Below are 17,279 nucleotides of genomic sequence, written 5' to 3'. Positions count from 1 at the left end.
CATGACCACGATTGCGGAACTGCCGCCGGGTTTCGCCGACAAGGTGTTGTCGGCGCAGTCGACCTTTCGCTCGGTGATGGACGCGATGGCGCGGCCGGGTTCGGTCCAGCGCATCGTGCCGATGGCGGGAGCGCCCGCGGCGATGATGCGCGGCGCCGCCGCGATCGCGCTGACGCTGTTCGATCACGACACGCCGCTCTGGCTCGATGCGCGCATGGCGGAAAGCGCCGAATTGGTGAAATGGCTCAAGTTCCACACCGGTGCACCGGTGGTGCAGGACACCTCGATCGCGAGCTTCGCGCTGATCAGTGACGGCGCGGCGCTGCCGCCGCTCGAGCGTTTCGCGCTCGGCACCAACGAATATCCGGATCGCTCGACCACGTTGATCCTGCAGGTCGACCGTCTGGATTCCGGTCGCAGCTTCGAGCTGCGCGGCCCCGGCATCGACGGTGTCGCGACGCTGCAGGGGTCGATCAAGCCGTTCGATCTGTTCGAGCGCCTGCGCTTCAACGAAGCGCTGTTTCCGCGCGGCATCGACCTGGTGCTGGTCGCCGATGATGCGGTGGTCGCGATTCCCCGCACCACGCGCGTCGCGAGCAAGGGAAGCTGAACCATGTATGTCGCAGTCAAGGGTGGCGAGCGCGCCATCGAGAACGCTCATCGCCTGCTCGCGCATGCGCGGCGCGGCGACCAAAGCGTTCCGGAATTAACGCTCGACCAGATCTCGGAGCAACTCGGCCTTGCCGTCGATCGCGTCATGAGCGAAGGCTCGCTCTATGACCGCGAGCTTGCTTCGCTCGCGATCAAACAGGCGCGCGGCGATCTGATCGAGGCGATCTTCCTGGTCCGCGCCTTCCGCGCCACGCTGCCGCGCTTCGGCGCCAGCGAGCCGGTCGACACCGGCGCGATGCGGGTGCAGCGGCGGGTGTCCTCGACCTTCAAGGACATCCCCGGCGGCCAGATCCTCGGGCCGACCTTCGACTATACCCACCGCCTGCTCGATCCCTCGCTCGCGGAAGGTTTTGTGCCAGAGGTGCCGGCGACAGCCGAAGCCTCGACCGCGGCCACGCCGCGCGTGACTGATATTCTCGGTCGCGACGGGCTGATCGAATCATCGCCGGAGGCCGAGGACGGCGCCAGCGTTGGCGATCTCACCCGCGAGCCGCTGAATTTTCCAGCGGATCGCGACCTGCGCCTGCAGAACCTCGCGCGCGGCGACGAGGGCTTCCTGCTGGCGATGGGCTATTCCACCCAGCGCGGCTATGGCCGCAACCATCCATTCGCCGGTGAGATCCGGTTCGGCGAGGTCGAGGTCGAATTCTTCGCGGAAGACGTCGGCTTCGCCGTCCCGCTCGGTTCGATCGAGCTCACCGAGTGCCAGATGGTCAACCAGTTCAAGGGCTCGGCGACCGAAGCGCCGTGCTTCACCCGCGGCTATGGCCTCGCCTTCGGCCAGAGCGAGCGCAAGACCATGTCGATGGCGCTGGTCGACCGCGCGTTGCGTGCCCGCGAGCTCGGTGAAGAGACGCTCGCTCCCGCGCAGGATGAAGAATTCGTGATGTCCCATTCGGACAACGTCCAGGCGACCGGCTTCGTCGAGCATCTCAAGCTGCCGCATTATGTCGACTTCCAGTCCGAGCTGGGTCTTCTGCGCAAGCTGCGGAAGGAATTTGCCGAAGCCAATACGCCCGATGCCATGAAGGAGGCCGCGGAATGAACGCGCCCGCCTATAATTTCGCTTATCTCGACGAGCAGACCAAGCGGATGATCCGCCGCGCGATCCTGAAAGCGATCGCGATCCCCGGCTATCAGGTGCCGTTCGCCAGCCGCGAGATGCCGATGCCCTATGGCTGGGGCACCGGCGGCGTGCAGGTCACGGCCGCGATCCTCGGTCTTGACGATGTGCTGAAGGTGATCGACCAGGGCTCCGACGACACCACCAATGCGATCTCGATCCGCAAGTTCTTTGCGAAAACCGCCGGCGTTGCCACGACCACGTCGACCCATGATGCGACCGTGATCCAGACCCGCCACCGCATTCCCGAGGCGGAGCTGAACGCGAATCAGGTGCTGGTCTATCAGGTGCCGATCCCCGAGCCCTTGCGCTTCCTCGAGCCGCGCGAGACCGAGACGCGGCGCATGCATGCGCTGGCCGAATACGGGCTGATGCATGTGAAGCTCTATGAGGACATCGCGCGGTTCGGTCATATCGCGACCGCCTATGCCTATCCGGTCAAGGTCAACGCGCGCTACGTGATGGACCCGTCACCCACGCCGAAATTCGACAATCCCAAGATGGACAATTGCGCGGCGCTGCAACTCTTCGGCGCCGGCCGCGAGAAGCGCATCTATGCGATCCCGCCTTACACGCAGGTGGTGTCGCTCGATTTCGAGGATCATCCGTTCGAGCCCTACCGCTTCAACGCGCCTTGCGCGCTGTGCGGGGCGGAGAACTCCTATCTCGACGAGATCGTCACCGACGACAAGGGCGGCCGCATGTTCGTCTGTTCCGACACCGATTATTGCGAGGGCCGCCAGGCCGCAGGCCATCACGGCAGCCTCAGCGCCGCGCCGTACAAGGAGAAGGCGGGCTCCCATGGTTGATACGCTTGAGAATGATCAGCCGCTTCTGATCGCGGAGAAGCTCAGCAAGTCCTTCGGCCGCATCGCGGCGTGTCGCGACGTGTCGTTCTCGCTCTATCCCGGCGAGGTGCTGGCCATCGTCGGCGAGTCCGGATCGGGCAAGTCGACGCTGCTGCAGATGCTGTCGGGCCAGCTCGCAGCCAGCGCCGGCCATGTGTCCTACCGGATGCGCGACGGCATCACCCGCGATCTCGCCACGCTGGGCGAGGCGGAGCGGCGCTTTTTGTTCCGCACCGACTGGGGCTATGTGCACCAGGATCCTGCCCAGGGCCTGCGCATGGCGGTCTCGGCCGGCGCCAATGTCGGCGAGCGGCTGATGGCGGTCGGCTGGAATCACTATGGCCGCATCCGCGATACCGCGTCGGACTGGTTGACCCGTGTCGAGATCGACACAGCTCGCATCGACGACGCGCCGCGGACCTATTCCGGCGGCATGCGTCAGCGGCTCCAGATCGCGCGCAACCTCGTCACCGAGCCTCGCCTGGTGTTCATGGACGAGCCGACCGGCGGGCTCGACGTCTCGGTGCAGGCCCGCCTGCTCGATCTCCTGCGCAGCCTGGTCGCCGAGCTGCACCTCGCCGTCATCATCGTCACCCACGACCTCGCGGTCGCGCGTCTGTTGTCGCACCGCGTGATGGTGATGAAGGGCGGCCGCGTCGTCGAGACCGGCCTCACCGATCAGGTTCTCGACGATCCCCGCGAGCCCTATACCCAGCTCCTCGTCTCCTCGATCCTGCCGCCATGAACTTTCCCAGATGAGTGTTCCGATGACTGCCATGATCGACGTCACCGATGCCCGAAAGGCCTTCACGATGCACCTGCAGGGCGGCATCGAGCTGCCCGTCGTCAGCGGCGTGACCTTTCACGTCAATCCGGGTGAATGCGTCGTGCTGTCGGGCCCGTCGGGCGCCGGCAAATCGTCGATCCTGAAGATGATCTTCGGCAATTACCGCTGTGACTCGGGGCGCATCGGCATCCGTCATCGCGGCGCGGTGATCGATCTCGCCAGCGCCGAGCCGCGGCAGGTCCTCAACGTCCGCCGCTCCACCATCGGCTATGTCAGCCAGTTCCTGCGGGCGGTGCCGCGGGTTGCTACGATCGATGTCGTGGCCGAGCCGCTGATCGTAAATGGCATGTCGCGGGCCGATGCGCAGGTCCGCGCCGGCGAGCTGCTGCATCGTCTCAACATCCCCGAGCGCCTCTGGCAGCTGCCTCCCGCGACCTTCTCCGGCGGCGAGCAGCAGCGTGTCAACATCGCGCGGGGCTTCATCTCCGACCTCCCCATCCTGCTGCTGGACGAGCCGACCGCTTCGCTGGATGCCGCCAACCGCGCCGTCGTGGTCGAGCTCGTCGCTGAAAAGAAACGCCGGGGCGTCGCCATGGTTGCCATTGTCCATGACGACGAAATCCGTCATCTGATTGCCGACCGCATCGTCGACGTCACCAGCTTCGCCGCGGCGGCCTGAGGAAAATGGACATGAACGCCAAGGATACCGTCATCGCCAATGCCAGGATCGTGCTCGCCGACCAGGTGATCGAGCAGGGCTGGCTCGCGCTCGTCGATGGCCGCATCGCCGAGATCGGCGAGGGCAGGGCGCCCGCCGGCGCCGAGAATGCCGGCGGCGATCTGATCATGCCCGGCCTGATCGAGCTCCACACCGATCATCTCGAAGCGCACTACGTGCCGCGGCCGAAAGTGTTCTGGAATCCGGTCGCGGCCGTCATCTCCTATGACGGCCAGCTCGCCACCTCGGGCATCACCACGGTATTCGATTCGCTCCGGGTCTGGCGCGAGGACGGCGCCGAGGAAGTCGACGGCCGCTCCGGCGTGCTTGCCGCCGCGATCACGACCGCGCGCGACGCCAATTTGCTGCGCGCCGATCACTTCCTGCATCTGCGCTGCGAGATCCCGATGCCGAGCGTGGTCGAGGAGGCCAAGGAGCTGATCGACCGTCCCGACGTCAAGCTGATGTCGCTGATGGATCACACGCCCGGCCAACGCCAGTTCCGCGACGAGGTGAAGCTGCGCGACTATTATCGCGGCAAGGGCGGCGGCAAGACCGACGCAGAGCTCGACGAGCTGTTCGCCAAGCGCTTCGAGTACCAGAAGCAATATGCCGCGACCAACATGCGCGAGATCGTGGCGCTGGCGCAGGCCTACAAGATCCCGCTCGCGAGCCACGACGACACCACCGAGGAGAACGTCGCGGACGCCGTGCGCGACGGCGTCGCGGTGGCGGAATTCCCGACCACGCTGGAAGCCGCGCGCGGCCTGCACCAGGCCGGCATCGACATCTTGATGGGCGCGCCCAACGTCGTGCGCGGCGGTTCGCATTCCGGCAACATCGCCGCGGTCGATCTCGCCCGCGAAGGCCTGCTCGACATCCTGTCGTCCGATTACATCCCGTCGAGCCTGTTGATGGGCGCGCTGCAGCTGCCCGAGCACGTGCCCGCGATCAGTCTTCCGGCTGCGATCCGCACCGTGACCAAGGCGCCTGCCGATGCCGTCGGCCTCACCGACCGAGGTGAGATCGCAATCGGCAAGCGCGCCGATCTGATCCGCGTGCACGTGGCCGGCAGCGTGCCCGTGGTCCGCAGCGTCTGGCGCGAAGGACACCGCGTCGCATGAGCGAGATCGTCGCCACGGCGCAGGATGCAGCAGGCGGGATCGGTTCCGGCCGGCTCGTGCTCGTGGTCGGCCCCAGCGGCGCCGGCAAGGACACGCTGCTGCGGCTGGCGCGGGCGGCGTGCGTCGATGACCACGACATCGTCTTTCCGCGCCGGATCGTCACGCGGGAAGCCTCCGCCGACGAGGACAACGTCGCGGTGACGCCCCAAGAATTCCGCCGCGCGCGGGAGCACGGCGATTTCGCCATGCATTGGAAAGCACACGGGCATTCCTACGCCTTGCCGGCCGAGATCAACGACGATATCCGCGCCGGACGCACGGTCGTGGTCAACGTTTCGCGCACCGTGCTTGGTGCACTGCGCCAGGCCTATGCCAACGTCGTCGTCGTCGCGATCACCGCGCCGCCGGATGTGCTGGCAGCGCGGCTTGCCGCGCGGGGGCGCAAGAGCGACGGCGACATTGCCGAGCGTCTCACCCGCAGCGTCGACGACGCCTCGGCGCGTGCCGATGTCACCATCCTCAATGCGGGCAGCGCGGAGTATCACGGTCGCCAGCTGCTGCGTGTGATCAGGAACGAAGGCTGGCACGAATAGCCGGCACGGCCAGGGAGAACGGAATGTCGGTGATCGAAACGGTCGAGCAGCTCGAAGCCATTTACGCTGCCACCAATGACGCCTCGACCGTGAAAGTCGCCGACCATGTCACGCCGCTCTACCGCGTCTTCATCGAGAAGGCGCCATTTGCTGCGCTTGCGACCATCGGTCCCGAAGGCATCGATTGCTCGCCGCGCGGCGACCTGCCCGGCTTCGTCCGCATCCATGATCGCAAGACCTTGATGCTGCCGGACCGCCGCGGCAACAACCGGGTCGATTCCTTGCGCAACATCGTGCGTGATCCCCGGGTGTCGCTGATGTTCCTGATTCCCGGCTCCGGCAACGCCGTCCGCGCCAATGGCCGCGCGCATCTGTCGATCGATCCGGAGCTGCTGGCCTCGTTCAAGGTCGAAGATAAGGCGCCGCGCAGCGTCATGGTGATGCATGTGGACGAGATCTACTTCCAATGCGCCCGCGCCATCGTCCGCTCCGACCTCTGGAATCCCGACAAGCGCGTCGATCCGAAGACGCTGCCGACGCCCGGCCAGATCCTCGCCGAGATGAGCGACAACAAGGTTGGCGGCGCGGAGTACGACCGCATCTGGCCGGAACGAGCGGCCGCGACGATGTGGTGAAGTCCCATAGTTGCCAAATGATCGTCATGTCCGGGCGTGTCCCGCCTGCGCGGCCGAAGCCGCTTCGGCGAGGCGAAGGCCCGGGCATCCACGTTCTTCGCACCACCTGAAAGGCGTGGATGGCCGGGACAAGCCTGGCCATGACGGTGTACCCTCTAATTAAACGCCATCCCGCCGCTCAGCGCGACGGTCTGCCCGGTCATGTAGGCGTTGTCGACCAGCAGCATCACGGCCTTCGCCACCTCGTCCGCCGTGCCGAAGCGGCCGAGCGGGATGCGGCTTACGAGCTGCGTCTGTCCGCTCATCATGTCGGTCTCGATCAGCGACGGCGCCACGGCGTTGACGGTGATGCCGTCCTTCACCAGCCGCGCCGCATAGCCCCGCGTGAGGCCCTCCAGACCGGCCTTGGACGCATTGTAGTGCGGTCCGATCGAGCCGGCGCCACGCGCCGCGCCCGAGGAGATGTTGACGATGCGGCCCCATTTCCGCGCGCGCATCGCCGGCAGCACCGCCTGCGTGCACAGGAAGGCGGACTTCAGATTGACCAGGATGGTCCGGTCGAAATCGTCCTCGGTAAGATCGTCGACCCCGCGCGTGATGGCAATGCCGGCATTGTTGATGAGGATGTCGATCGGCCCGAGTCCGGCCGTGACGCGCTCGACCATGCCGGCCACGGCCTCGCGCCGCGAGACGTCGGCGGCAACGACGATGGCGCGGCCGCCTTGCTTGCCGATGTCGCCTGCCAGCTGCTCGGCCTGTCCGATCTGCTCGCGGCAGTTGATCGCCACGGCCGCGCCGACCTCGGCCAGCGCGCGGCAGACGGCTGCGCCGATCCCGCGCGAGCCGCCGGTCACGAGCGCAGTGCGTCCTTTCAGATCGTTCGCCATCTCTGGACCTCCCGGTTCTTCTGTTCTGTGGCTGCTGAAACGTATCACGCCAGCCGCGCGCACGCGTTGAACTCATCGCGAGATGAATCCGGCTGCCGGTGCTTGCCGCGGGAGAAACGCTCAAGCGCCCTCACGGCAAATATGGATAGCCATTTCATTGACCAACCAGGCCGATCGCACGATATTCGCAGGCCACGAAACTGCTCCTCGAGCCCGCCGCGATATGAGAACCGATCACCAGCGCAATCAGAACGACATGCATGCCTGCATGACGCGGCGCTGCTTCTCGGCGGCAACGGGCGCCTGTTGTTGTTGCTGACCGCTTCCTAACAGCTCCCAACATCGCACGATCCAAGTCAGGAACGCCGAAATTCCGGCGAATGAGCAGTCATGTCCCAAGCACAGCATCAAGCCCAATCGAACGCCTACATCATCGAGATCCACGACCGCGCCGCCGGCATCGTCACGCGAGATGCGCGCGGCTTCCGCTTCTTCTCCTCCGAGCGTCTGTTCGACAGCCTCGAAGGCCGCCAGTTCAGCTCGGCGCGCGAGGCCGAGCGCGCCGCTCGTGCGGTGTTCTCTGAGCGGAGCCGTCGCGCGAGCTCGCAACTTTTCGCCAACTAATCCCAACGAAAGGACCGCGTTATGATCAATCGACGACACATTCTGGCAACGACGCTGTCGCTTGCGACGGCCCTAGCTGCACCCGCGCGCGCCGAGGACAAGCCGGCGGAAATCCGCATCGGCACGCAGAAGGGCGGCTTTTTCCCGGCGGTGCGCCAGCGCCAGACACTGGAAAACGCCTTCAAGCCGCTCGGCATCGAGATCAAGTGGATCGACTTCCAGTTCGGTCCGCCGCTGCTGGAGGCCATCAATGTCGGCAGCGTCGATTTCGGCTATGTCGGCGACTCCCCGCCGATCTTCGCGCAGGCCGGCGGCGCCAGGATCCGCTACGTTGCCGCGGTGAAATCGGACGGCAACACCCAGACGATCATCGTACCGAAGGATTCGGCCATCAAGACGCTCGCCGATCTCAAGGGTAAGCGCGTCGCCTTCGGCAAGGGATCTAGCGCGCATAATCTGCTGGTCGCTGCGCTCGAGAAGGCCGGCCTGTCCTGGTCCGACATCACGCCGGCACCGCTTGCCCCGGCGGATGCGACGGCCGCCTTCATCAAGGGCTCGGTCGACGCCTGGTCGATCTGGGATCCGTATCTGGCGCTCGCCGAGCTGAAGGAGAACGCCCGCGTCATCGCTTTCGACAAGGACGTGCACAGGCCGAATGCGTTCTACATCGCCAACACGGATTTCGTTGATAAATATCCTTCGCTGGTGGCGAAGCTCAACACCACCTTCGCCTCCGAAGGGGTCTGGGCCAACGAACACCACGAGGACGTCGCCAAAGCGCAGGCAGACGCGACCGGCGTCGACATCGAGGCGGTCAGGCGTTTCGTGGATCGCTCCAACTTCCGCGTGGTGCCGCTCGACGCCGAGGTGGTCAGGAGCCAGCAGGCGGTCGCCGATCGTTTCGCAAAGTTGGGCCTGATCCCGAAGCCCGTCAACGTCTCCGACATCGTCTGGAAGTGGACGCCCGGTTCTTGAACCGGCGCGACTGATCAGCTCCGGCGGCGCGCGCGGGTGCGTGCCGCCTTCTTGGCAGCAGCGGAGCGAACCTTGGCGCCCTTGGTGTGGCTTGCCTTTCGCGCGGCGGCCGAGCGGGATGCTGCGGTTCGACGGCTTGCAGCACGCTTGGCCTGTTTCGACAGCGCGCCGCGCGATGCGGTGGAGCGCGGCTCCTTCTTCAGGACGTTCGTGACGGCGCGCGACACTTTTGGCCGACGCTTCGGCGTGCGCTTGCCCTGACCGACTTCGTAAGCGTATTTGGCGCTGCGGCGTGTCGATTTCTTGGTTCGACCTTTGCGCGGCGGCGGCAGATCGACGCCGGCGCGGCGCGCCTCCGAGAGGCCGATGGCAATGGCCTGCTTGGTCGAGCGTGCGCCGTGCTTTCCTTTCCTGATCTTGTCGATCTGGTCCTTGACGAATTCGCCGGCCTGCGTGCTCGCAGATTTTCCGGCGCGCTTGTCCTGCTTCGCTTTGCGGATGACTTCTTGACTTGGCATGCGGCGAGTTCCCTCAAGATGCAGGGATGTCTCACGGCAACGCGCAAAATGATCGATTGATCCTTTTCAGTTCCTTAAAGCCGCCAGCAGTTCATCAGGGCGCTCAGCCATGATCATGTGCCCGGCGCCCCGCACTACGACAGTCTTCGCATGCGGAATGGCGGCCGCAAGCGCCTTGCCGGCCTTGGCCGGTGTCATCATGTCCCGTTCGCCAAGAATGAGCGTGGTCGGCACCTTCACGCTCGCGGCAGCGGTCAGCGCGTTCGCATAGGCATTGCAGGCGGACAGATCCCTAAAGAGCACGCCCGGCTCGCAAGCCTTCAGCACGGCCTGCGCGCCGCCATGCATCCACAGGCCCGGCGCGAGGCTGCCGCCGAGTTCGGCGTTGAAGCCGAGGCCCCAGATCGAGACCATGTCGTTGGCATCCTGCGAGTTGGCCTCGGCGGCCTTCAAAAGATCCGGGCCGACCGTCATGGTCGCGGCGGTGCCGATCAGGCTCAGCGCGGAGACCTTGCCGGGATGGCGGGCTGCCGTTTCCAGTGATATCAGCGATCCCATGGAATGGCCGATCAGATGCGCCCTTGCGCTTCCCGCCGCATCCAGCAGCGCGGCGGTCCAGTCGGCCATCTCGGCGATATCAGACAGCGACGGTCCGGCCGAGCGGCCATGGCCGGGCAGATCAGGCGCCAGCACGCCAAAGCCGTGATGGGCGAACCAGCGCGTGTGCAGCGCCCAGGTCGAATGATCGAAGCCGGCGCCGTGGATGAAGACGACCGTGGGCAGGGACTTGTCGAACTCGCGGCCGCCGGTTGCGGCGAACACCTCGGTGCCGTTGACGGAGAGCTTCATGGCTTAAACCTTCTGCGAGATGCGGAGCGCCTGGGCGAGATCGTCGATGATGTCGCTTGCCGTCTCGATGCCGACCGAGAGCCGCACCAGCTCCTCGCCGATGCCGGCGGCCTTGAGCTGCTCGGCATCCATCTGCTGATGCGTGGTCGAGGCGGGGTGGATCACCAGCGACTTGGCGTCGCCGACATTGGCGAGATGGCTGATCATGCGCAGCTGCTCGATAAATTTGCGGCCCGCGGGCCGGCCGCCCTTGATGCCGAAGGAGACGATGGAGCCGGCGCCGCGCGGCAGCAGCGTCTTGGCAAGCTGATAGTCCGTGTGATTTTCCAGCGAGGGATGCAGCACCCAGTCGACGGCCTTGTTGGCCTTGAGGGCCTCCAGTACGAGATGCGTGTTCTGCATATGCCGGTCCATGCGCACGCCGAGCGTCTCGACGCCTTGCAGCAGCTGAAATGCATTGGTCGGCGACAGGCAGGCGCCGAAATCGCGCAGGCCTTCGGTGCGGGCGCGCATGATGAAAGCCGCGGTACCGAATTGCTCGTCGAAGACGATGCCGTGATAGCCGCCATAGGGCTCGGTCAGCACGCCGAATTTGCCGGACCCGCGCCAGTCGAACCGGCCGCCGTCGATGATGGCGCCGCCGATCGCGATGCCGTGGCCGCCGATCCATTTGGTCGCCGAATGCATGACGATGTCGGCCCCGAGCTCGATCGGGCGGCTGAGATAGGGCGTGGCGAAGGTGTTGTCGATCAGCAGCGGTATCTTCGCCTCATGCGCGATCGCCGCGACCTTGGGAATGTCGAGGACTTCCAGCCCGGGATTGCCGATGGTCTCGCCGATCACGAGCCTGGTGTTCGGCTTGATCGCGCTGCGGAACGCGTCGAGGTCGCGCGGCTTGACGAAGCTCGTGGTGATGCCGAAGCGCGGCAGCGTGTGCGCCAGGAGGTTGATGGTGCCGCCATAGAGCGAGCTCGACGCGACGATGTGGTCGCCGGCATTGAGCAGCGTCGCGATGGCCAGATGCAGCGCGGCCATGCCGCTGGCGGTGCAGATCGCGCCGACGCCGCCTTCCAGCGCCGCAAGCCGCTCCTCCAGCACACCCGTGGTCGGATTGGAGATGCGCGTATAGATATGGCCAGCGCGCTCCAAATTGAACAGCGCCGCGGCGTGATCGGAATCCTGGAACACGTAGGAGGTGGTCTGGAAGATCGGCACCGCCCGGGCGCCGGTTGCGGGATCTGGATGCTGGCCCGCATGCAGGCTCAGGGTCTCGAAGGCAGGCGGTTTCGGCGCGGGCATGCGTGGCCTCGTTGGTCGATCGGTGGAGGTGGTTCTTGTGCCACAAAATGGCATGCGGCGTCAGCCCATTGACAGCGCCGCCTAACCTCGGATCGCCTGCTCGATGATCCCAGCCTCGCGCAGCAATATCTCCGCGACCTCCTGCTCGCGGCGGGGGCCGAGCCTGGTGCGAACGGCGGAGACCGTCATCGCGGCGGCCGGCCGGCCGTCCGGCGTCTTGATCCAGGTCGAGATCGATTTCGTGCCCTGCACGAGGCCGATCTCCCGCTTGCCGTAGCCCAGCCGTCTTGCGGCCGTCACCTCGCCCATCACCGTCGCCACATCGGTCCGGTAGGCTTCGAATCGCTTCTCGTTGGCTGCGACGATTTTGCGCGCGTCCTGTGCCGGCATCGCGGCGAGGATCGCGACGCCGGCGCTTGAGACGCCGAGCGGCCGGCGCGCGCCGACCTCGATCGACAGCACCTGGATCGGATAGACGCCGATCCTGCGGTCGACGCACAGCGTGTCGTTGCCGGTGCGCACCGTCAGGAACAGCGTGTCGCCGATCTCGGTCGAGGCGCGTCGCAGCGACGGATTGGCGGCAACCAGGAGCCGCGACGGCCGGGGACGCGCGAGCGCCAGCTCCGGCACCTGGTTGCCGATCGCGTAGCGGCCAGTCCGCTCGTGCCGCTCGACGATGCCTTCCTCGATCAGCACGTGGACGATGCGATGCACGGTCGGGCGGGTGAGGCCCGTGGCCCTAACCACCTCGGCCAGCGGGACGCCGTCTTCGCGCCCTGCGGCCAGAATGCGCAGCACGGCGAGCGCGCGGCGGATCGCCTGCGCGCCCTCGCGCGGTTCCGTTGCATTGCGAGCGAGTGCCGTTCTGTCCATAATATGGACAAGAACGCCACAATTCCCTCGACAGAACAAGCACGCATTTGAAGATTGCGCCGAGGTCGGATTGCCCCGCACGACGTCAGGGCACCGAAGGAATTTAGAAGCGCTGCTGGGAGGTTAACATGAGAATAATCTGGATTGGCATTGCCGCCGTGGCGGCGATGCTGGCGGGGCCCGCCTCTGGGCAGGAATGGCCCGCGCGCAACGTCAAGCTGATCGTGCCGTATCCGGCCGGCGGCAATGTCGACAGCGCCGCGCGCATCATCGCCGACAAGCTCCAGGAAAAGCTCGGCCAGCCCTTCGTCATCGAGAACAAGGCCGGCGCCGGCGGCATGATCGCGGGCGAGGCCTTCGCGAAATCCGCGCCCGACGGCTACACGCTGTTCGTCGGCGCCAACGGCCCGGTGCTGTTCGCGACCGAGATCAACAAGCGCGAGGCCTATAATTGGAAGAAGGACTTCCTGCCGATCTCGACCATCTCGATGACGCCGCTGGTGCTCGAGGTGCATCCCTCGGTACAGGCGACGAGCTTCAAGGAGTTCATCGACCTCGCCAAGCGCGAGCCCGGCAAGCTGACCATGGCCTCGCCCGGCCCCGGCACCACCAACCACCTGCTCAGCGAGCTGATGCAGTCGAACCTCGAGCTGCAATGGGTCACGGCGCATTACCGCGGCAACGCGCCGGCGATCAACGATCTGCTCGGCGGCCAGGTGCAGTTCGCATTCGACCAGCTCACGGTCAGCCTCCAGCACATCAAGGCCGGCCTGTTCCGCCCGCTCGCGGTCACCAGCCCGCACCGCCTGAAGTCGCTGCCTGATGTGCCGACCTTCGCCGAGCTCGGCTACAAGGATTTCGACGGCCAGACCTTCACCGGCCTGTTCGCGCCCGCGGGCACGCCGGCACCAATCGTCGAGAAGCTGCACACGACGCTGGTCGCGATCTTGAAGGACCCGGCCATCGCCGACAAGTTCGAGAAGCTCGGCGGCGAAGCGACCGCGATGACGCCCGACGAGTTCAAGGCCTATCTCGTGCGCGAGGACGCCAAATGGATTCCGGTCGTGCGCAAGGCCAACATCAGGGCTGATTGATCGATGCGGATCGACCCCACCGAGCTCGGCGCGGAGCGCATCTACCGGCTGATGACCGGCATCGTGGTGCCGCGCCCGATCGCTTGGGTCACCAGCCTGTCGCGCAGCGGCGTGCTCAACCTCGCGCCGTTCAGCGCCTTCACCTTCGTCTCGCAGAAGCCGCCGATGCTGGCCATCAGCGTCGGCCGCAAGGGCGCCGACTACAAGGACACCGCGCACAACATCCTCGATACCGAGGAATATGTGATCCACATCGCCGATACGCCGCTGATGAATGCGGTGCACGACTCATCGGTCGAGCATCCGCCTGAAATCAGCGAGGTCGAGCATCTCGGTCTGGAGACGATGCCCTGCGAGCGCATCAAGGTGCCCAGGCTCGCCGCAGCTCCCGTTGCGATGGAGTGCCGCTTCCGGCAGTGCCTCGAATTCGGCGATGCCAAGAGCCGGCTCATCGTCGGCGAGGTCGTGATGTTCCACCTGCGCGACGGGCTCGTCAATGACGGCAAGGTCGAGACCAAGGCGCTCGATCCGATCGCGCGCATCGGCGGCCCGCGCTACGCCCGGCTCGGCGACATCGTGACGCTCAACACCGTGTTCCAGACGCCCAAATCAAAAGACTGAGTGCGCGGGCCGGTCATCCCGCCCAGCCGCCTCGAGATCATCGGAGGAAATGACAATGCGAGTGCTGAGCTATCTCCTGGACGGAGAGCCGCGCTACGGCGCGGCCGTCGACGGCGGCGTGGTCGATCTGACCGGGCGCATCGGCCGCGACTATTCCGATGTGAAGGCGCTGATTGCGGCCAACGCCCTCGCCGACGCGCAGGAAGCGGTCGCCGGGCAAAAGCCGGACCACGCGCTCGACGAGCTCGTCCTGCTGCCGCCGGTGCTGGCGCCGGAAAAGCTCTGGTGCATCGGCGTCAACTACGCCGAGCGCAATGCGGAATACAAAGACGATTCGGACCTGCCCAAATATCCCAGCCTGTTCGTGCGCAGCATGTCCTCGATGACCGGCTCCGGCCAGCCGCTCGAGAAGCCCAAGGTTTCCGACCAGCTCGACTACGAAGGCGAGCTCGTCATCGTGATCGGGCAGGGCGGCCGCCACATTCCGCGCGACAAGGCGTGGTCGCACATCTTCGGCATGACGCTGTGCAATGAGGGCACGATCCGCGACTGGCTGCGCCACGGCAAGTTCAACGTCACGCAGGGCAAGAATTTCGACCGCTCCGGCAGCATCGGCCCGTGGATCGTCACGTCGGACGAGCTCGATCCGCGCGGTCCGCACGACATCGTCACGCGCGTCAACGGCGAGGTGCGGCAGCAGGACACCACCGAGCGGCTGATGTTTCCGTTCGATTTCCTGATCTCCTATCTCTCCACTTTCGCGACGCTGAAGCCCGGCGACATGATCGTGACGGGCACGCCGACGGGCGCGGGTGCGCGCTTCGATCCGCCGCGCTGGCTCAAGGCGGGTGACGTCGTCGAGGTCGAGTCGAGCCGCATCGGCGTGCTGCGCAACACCGTGGCCGCGGAGCAATAGACGATGCTGGATGCCGCCACGATCGAACGCCTCGCCGCGCGCCTCGACGAGGCCGAGCGCACCAAATCGCTGATCCCGATGTTCACGAAGGAATATCCCGACTTCGGCATCGAGGATGCCTATGCAATCCAGCGCGCCTGGACCAAGCTTCAGCTCGGGCGCGGCCGCGTCATCAAGGGCCACAAGATCGGCCTGACCTCGAAGGCGATGCAGAACGCGGTCGGCATCAACGAGCCCGATTACGGCGTGCTGTTCGCCGACATGTTCTACGCCGACGCGACGCCGATCCCGTTCGACCGCTTCCACGCACCGCGGATCGAGGTCGAGCTCGCCTTCGTGCTGAAGGCGCCGCTGCGCGGGCCCGACTGCACCATCTTCGACGTGCTCAACGCCACCGACTACGTCACGCCCGCACTCGAAATCCTGGAGACGCGCATGCATCGCGTCGACCCCGAGACGGGCAAGACGCGCAAGGTGATGGACACGATCTCGGACAATGCCGCGAATGCGGCGCTGGTGCTCGGCGGAAGGCCGTTCCGCCCCCTGGATGCGGATCTGCGCTGGATCGGCGCGCTGCTGTTCCGCAACGGCGAGGTTGAGGAAACCGGGCTTGCCGCGGGCGTGCTCAATCACCCGGCGAGCGGCATCGCCTGGCTCGCCAACCGCCTCGCGCCGCATGACGAACATCTCGCGGCCGGCGAGGTGGTGCTGGCGGGCTCGTTCACGCGCCCGGTCGACATCCGTCGCGGCGACACCTTCCATGCCGATTACGGCGCGTTCGGCTCGGTGTCGTGCCGGTTCGTTTGAAGCAATAACAAGCAGGGAGCGCACCATGACGGGTCACCAGCGGCGCAGGAGCATCCACATCGGCGGCTTCAAGCACGTCAACCCCATTCCGAACGCCTGCCGCATCGGCAATCTCGTGATGTCGGGCGTCATCCTCGGCCGCGATCCCGCGACCAATGCGATGCCCGAGAGCCTCGACGCCCAATGCGCCAACATGTTCGCGCATATGAAGGCGACGGTGGAGGCCGCCGGCGGCACCACCGACGACATCATCAAGATGACGGTGTGGCTGAAGGACCGCTCGCAGCGCGGGCCCGTCAATGTCGAGTGGCTGAAGATGTTTCCGGACGAGCATTCCCGGCCCGCGCGTCACGCGCTGCCGATGGACAACATGGACGGCGGCGCGCTGGTGCAGTGCGACTTCACCGCCGTGATCGACTGAAGGAGCGCCTGCATGCCGACCTATCTGCCGTTCGATCCCAATCCGCGCCGCCCGGTCAAGGCTCCGCCGCCGAAGACCATCGACAGCCAGTTTCACGTGCTGGGCCCGATCGAGAAATATCCGGAGCGGCCCGGTGCGGCCTATCGGATGCCGACCGCGACCTGGGAAGCGGCGCTGCGCATGCACAAGCAGCTCGGCATCGAGCGCGGCATCATCGTGCAAACCACCACTTACGGCGCCGACCATGCCGTCGTGCTCGACGGACTCAAAGCGATGGGCCCGAACTATCGCGGCTGCGCCAACGCGCTGGTGTTCGCCGAGGCGAACGATTCTTATCTCGCCAGGCTGCATGACGCCGGCGTCCGCGGCGCCCGCTTCAGCTTCCGCCAGGAGCTCGGCGCGGTGCTGTCGGACGCCGATTTTGCGCGCGCCATCGCCCGCATCCGCGAGCTCGGCTGGTACGCCAAGATCCAGCCGGAGAAGGACGGCATCATGTCCAGCGTCGCCAAGTACGAGAACCTGGACGTGCCCGTGCTGATCGACCACATGGCGCGCCCTGATCCGGAAGCCGGCAAGGCCGATCCGAATCTGCGCAAGATGCTGGAGCTGCTCGCCAAGGGCAATTTCTGGGTCATGCTGTCGCTCGGCGAGAAAACCTCAAAAGCCGGCGCTCCTTACGACGACGTCATCCCGATCGCGCGCGCCTATATCGAGGCCGCGCCCGACCGCTGCGTCTGGGCCAGCGACTGGCCGCATCCGGTCTCGGTGAAGCAGCCGCCGAACGATGCCGATCTGCTCGAGCTGATGTACCGCTACGCGCCCGACCAGGCCGAGCTGGAGAAGATTCTGGTGCACAATCCGGCCAGGCTGTTCGGGTTTACGGATTAGACGGCCC

Annotated in this window: 21 protein-coding genes; 16 read left to right on the top strand and 5 right to left on the bottom strand. The window is 65.9% G+C overall.

All coding sequences use genetic code 11. From position 1 onward, the window contains the following. Position 1: 1 nt before the first annotated feature. From phnH to RCO31_RS26090, 8 genes are read left to right on the top strand one after another with little or no spacing between them, the layout of a single operon-like run. Positions 2-610, top strand: coding sequence for a phosphonate C-P lyase system protein PhnH (phnH, locus tag RCO31_RS26125; RefSeq protein WP_167520696.1), 609 nt, complete (start codon positions 2-4; stop codon positions 608-610). Between the two features lie 3 nt (positions 611-613). Next, positions 614-1,717, top strand: a complete 1,104-nt coding sequence (locus tag RCO31_RS26120) for a carbon-phosphorus lyase complex subunit PhnI (RefSeq protein ID WP_145640383.1) — start codon at positions 614-616, stop codon at positions 1,715-1,717. Next, positions 1,714-2,604, top strand: coding sequence for an alpha-D-ribose 1-methylphosphonate 5-phosphate C-P-lyase PhnJ (locus RCO31_RS26115; protein ID WP_145640381.1), 891 nt, complete (start codon positions 1,714-1,716; stop codon positions 2,602-2,604). The genes RCO31_RS26120 and RCO31_RS26115 overlap by 4 nt, the downstream gene beginning before the upstream one ends. After that, entirely contained in the window at positions 2,597-3,388 is a 792-nt protein-coding gene (gene phnK / locus RCO31_RS26110; RefSeq protein WP_145640379.1) for a phosphonate C-P lyase system protein PhnK, read from the top strand. Before RCO31_RS26115 ends, phnK begins: the two co-directional genes overlap by 8 nt. A gap of 22 nt (positions 3,389-3,410) precedes the next feature. Then, positions 3,411-4,109, top strand: a complete 699-nt coding sequence (phnL, locus tag RCO31_RS26105; RefSeq protein WP_167520695.1) for a phosphonate C-P lyase system protein PhnL — start codon at positions 3,411-3,413, stop codon at positions 4,107-4,109. A gap of 5 nt (positions 4,110-4,114) precedes the next feature. Next, a complete protein-coding gene (locus tag RCO31_RS26100; protein WP_145640374.1) occupies positions 4,115-5,272 on the top strand; it encodes an alpha-D-ribose 1-methylphosphonate 5-triphosphate diphosphatase in 1,158 nt (385 codons plus the stop codon). Continuing rightward, a complete protein-coding gene (phnN, locus tag RCO31_RS26095; RefSeq protein ID WP_145640372.1) occupies positions 5,269-5,865 on the top strand; it encodes a phosphonate metabolism protein/1,5-bisphosphokinase (PRPP-forming) PhnN in 597 nt (198 codons plus the stop codon). The genes RCO31_RS26100 and phnN overlap by 4 nt, the downstream gene beginning before the upstream one ends. Before the next feature lie 23 nt (positions 5,866-5,888). Continuing rightward, on the top strand, positions 5,889-6,500 hold the full coding sequence (locus RCO31_RS26090; protein ID WP_145640370.1) for a pyridoxamine 5'-phosphate oxidase family protein: 612 nt from the start codon (positions 5,889-5,891) through the stop codon (positions 6,498-6,500). A gap of 155 nt (positions 6,501-6,655) precedes the next feature. Here the strand turns inward: RCO31_RS26090 and RCO31_RS26085 are convergent, their stop codons facing one another. After that, positions 6,656-7,387, bottom strand: coding sequence for an SDR family NAD(P)-dependent oxidoreductase (locus RCO31_RS26085; RefSeq protein WP_145640368.1), 732 nt, complete (start codon positions 7,385-7,387; stop codon positions 6,656-6,658). Between the two features lie 390 nt (positions 7,388-7,777). On the opposite strand from RCO31_RS26085, the gene RCO31_RS26080 reads away from it, so the two are divergent. Both RCO31_RS26080 and RCO31_RS26075 read left to right on the top strand, forming a co-directional pair. Beyond that, complete coding sequence (locus RCO31_RS26080) at positions 7,778-8,011, top strand: hypothetical protein (RefSeq protein ID WP_145640366.1); 234 nt, start codon at positions 7,778-7,780, stop codon at positions 8,009-8,011. A 21-nt stretch (positions 8,012-8,032) separates the two neighbouring features. Further along, the gene (locus RCO31_RS26075) at positions 8,033-8,986 is read left to right on the top strand and encodes an aliphatic sulfonate ABC transporter substrate-binding protein (protein WP_145640364.1); all 954 of its coding nucleotides are present in this window, start codon (positions 8,033-8,035) and stop codon (positions 8,984-8,986) included. A gap of 14 nt (positions 8,987-9,000) precedes the next feature. On the opposite strand, the gene RCO31_RS26070 is transcribed toward RCO31_RS26075, so the two are convergent. From RCO31_RS26070 to RCO31_RS26055, 4 genes are all read right to left on the bottom strand, one after another. Beyond that, positions 9,001-9,504: a DUF6496 domain-containing protein gene (locus tag RCO31_RS26070; protein ID WP_145640362.1), complete on the bottom strand. Its 504-nt coding sequence runs from the start codon at positions 9,502-9,504 to the stop codon at positions 9,001-9,003. 66 nt (positions 9,505-9,570) lie between these two features. Further along, a complete protein-coding gene (locus RCO31_RS26065) occupies positions 9,571-10,353 on the bottom strand; it encodes an alpha/beta fold hydrolase (RefSeq protein WP_145640360.1) in 783 nt (260 codons plus the stop codon). 3 nt (positions 10,354-10,356) lie between these two features. Then, complete coding sequence (locus RCO31_RS26060; protein ID WP_145640357.1) at positions 10,357-11,652, bottom strand: O-acetylhomoserine aminocarboxypropyltransferase; 1,296 nt, start codon at positions 11,650-11,652, stop codon at positions 10,357-10,359. Between the two features lie 81 nt (positions 11,653-11,733). After that, entirely contained in the window at positions 11,734-12,525 is a 792-nt protein-coding gene (locus tag RCO31_RS26055) for an IclR family transcriptional regulator (protein WP_145640355.1), read from the bottom strand. Positions 12,526-12,653: 128 nt separating this feature from the next. Here RCO31_RS26055 and RCO31_RS26050 point away from each other — a divergent pair, with 128 nt between their 5' ends. Genes RCO31_RS26050 through RCO31_RS26025 form a run of 6 tightly spaced genes read left to right on the top strand, consistent with a single transcriptional unit; the run spans position 12,654 to position 17,272 of the window. Continuing rightward, positions 12,654-13,619, top strand: coding sequence for a tripartite tricarboxylate transporter substrate binding protein (locus RCO31_RS26050; protein ID WP_145640352.1), 966 nt, complete (start codon positions 12,654-12,656; stop codon positions 13,617-13,619). A 3-nt stretch (positions 13,620-13,622) separates the two neighbouring features. Beyond that, a complete protein-coding gene (locus tag RCO31_RS26045; protein WP_145640350.1) occupies positions 13,623-14,240 on the top strand; it encodes a flavin reductase family protein in 618 nt (205 codons plus the stop codon). A 55-nt stretch (positions 14,241-14,295) separates the two neighbouring features. Continuing rightward, complete coding sequence (locus tag RCO31_RS26040; protein WP_145640347.1) at positions 14,296-15,156, top strand: fumarylacetoacetate hydrolase family protein; 861 nt, start codon at positions 14,296-14,298, stop codon at positions 15,154-15,156. Positions 15,157-15,159: 3 nt separating this feature from the next. Continuing rightward, the gene (gene hpaH, locus RCO31_RS26035; protein WP_145640344.1) at positions 15,160-15,963 is read left to right on the top strand and encodes a 2-oxo-hept-4-ene-1,7-dioate hydratase; all 804 of its coding nucleotides are present in this window, start codon (positions 15,160-15,162) and stop codon (positions 15,961-15,963) included. Between the two features lie 25 nt (positions 15,964-15,988). Beyond that, on the top strand, positions 15,989-16,384 hold the full coding sequence (locus RCO31_RS26030) for a RidA family protein (protein WP_145640341.1): 396 nt from the start codon (positions 15,989-15,991) through the stop codon (positions 16,382-16,384). A 12-nt stretch (positions 16,385-16,396) separates the two neighbouring features. Beyond that, a complete protein-coding gene (locus RCO31_RS26025; RefSeq protein ID WP_145640339.1) occupies positions 16,397-17,272 on the top strand; it encodes an amidohydrolase in 876 nt (291 codons plus the stop codon). Positions 17,273-17,279 lie beyond the last annotated feature (7 nt).

The organism is Bradyrhizobium sp. LHD-71 (genome assembly GCF_031157255.1).
In the GTDB taxonomy this organism is placed as follows: Bacteria; Pseudomonadota; Alphaproteobacteria; order Rhizobiales; family Xanthobacteraceae; genus P52-10.
This window is presented reverse-complemented; position numbering and strand designations above follow the sequence as displayed.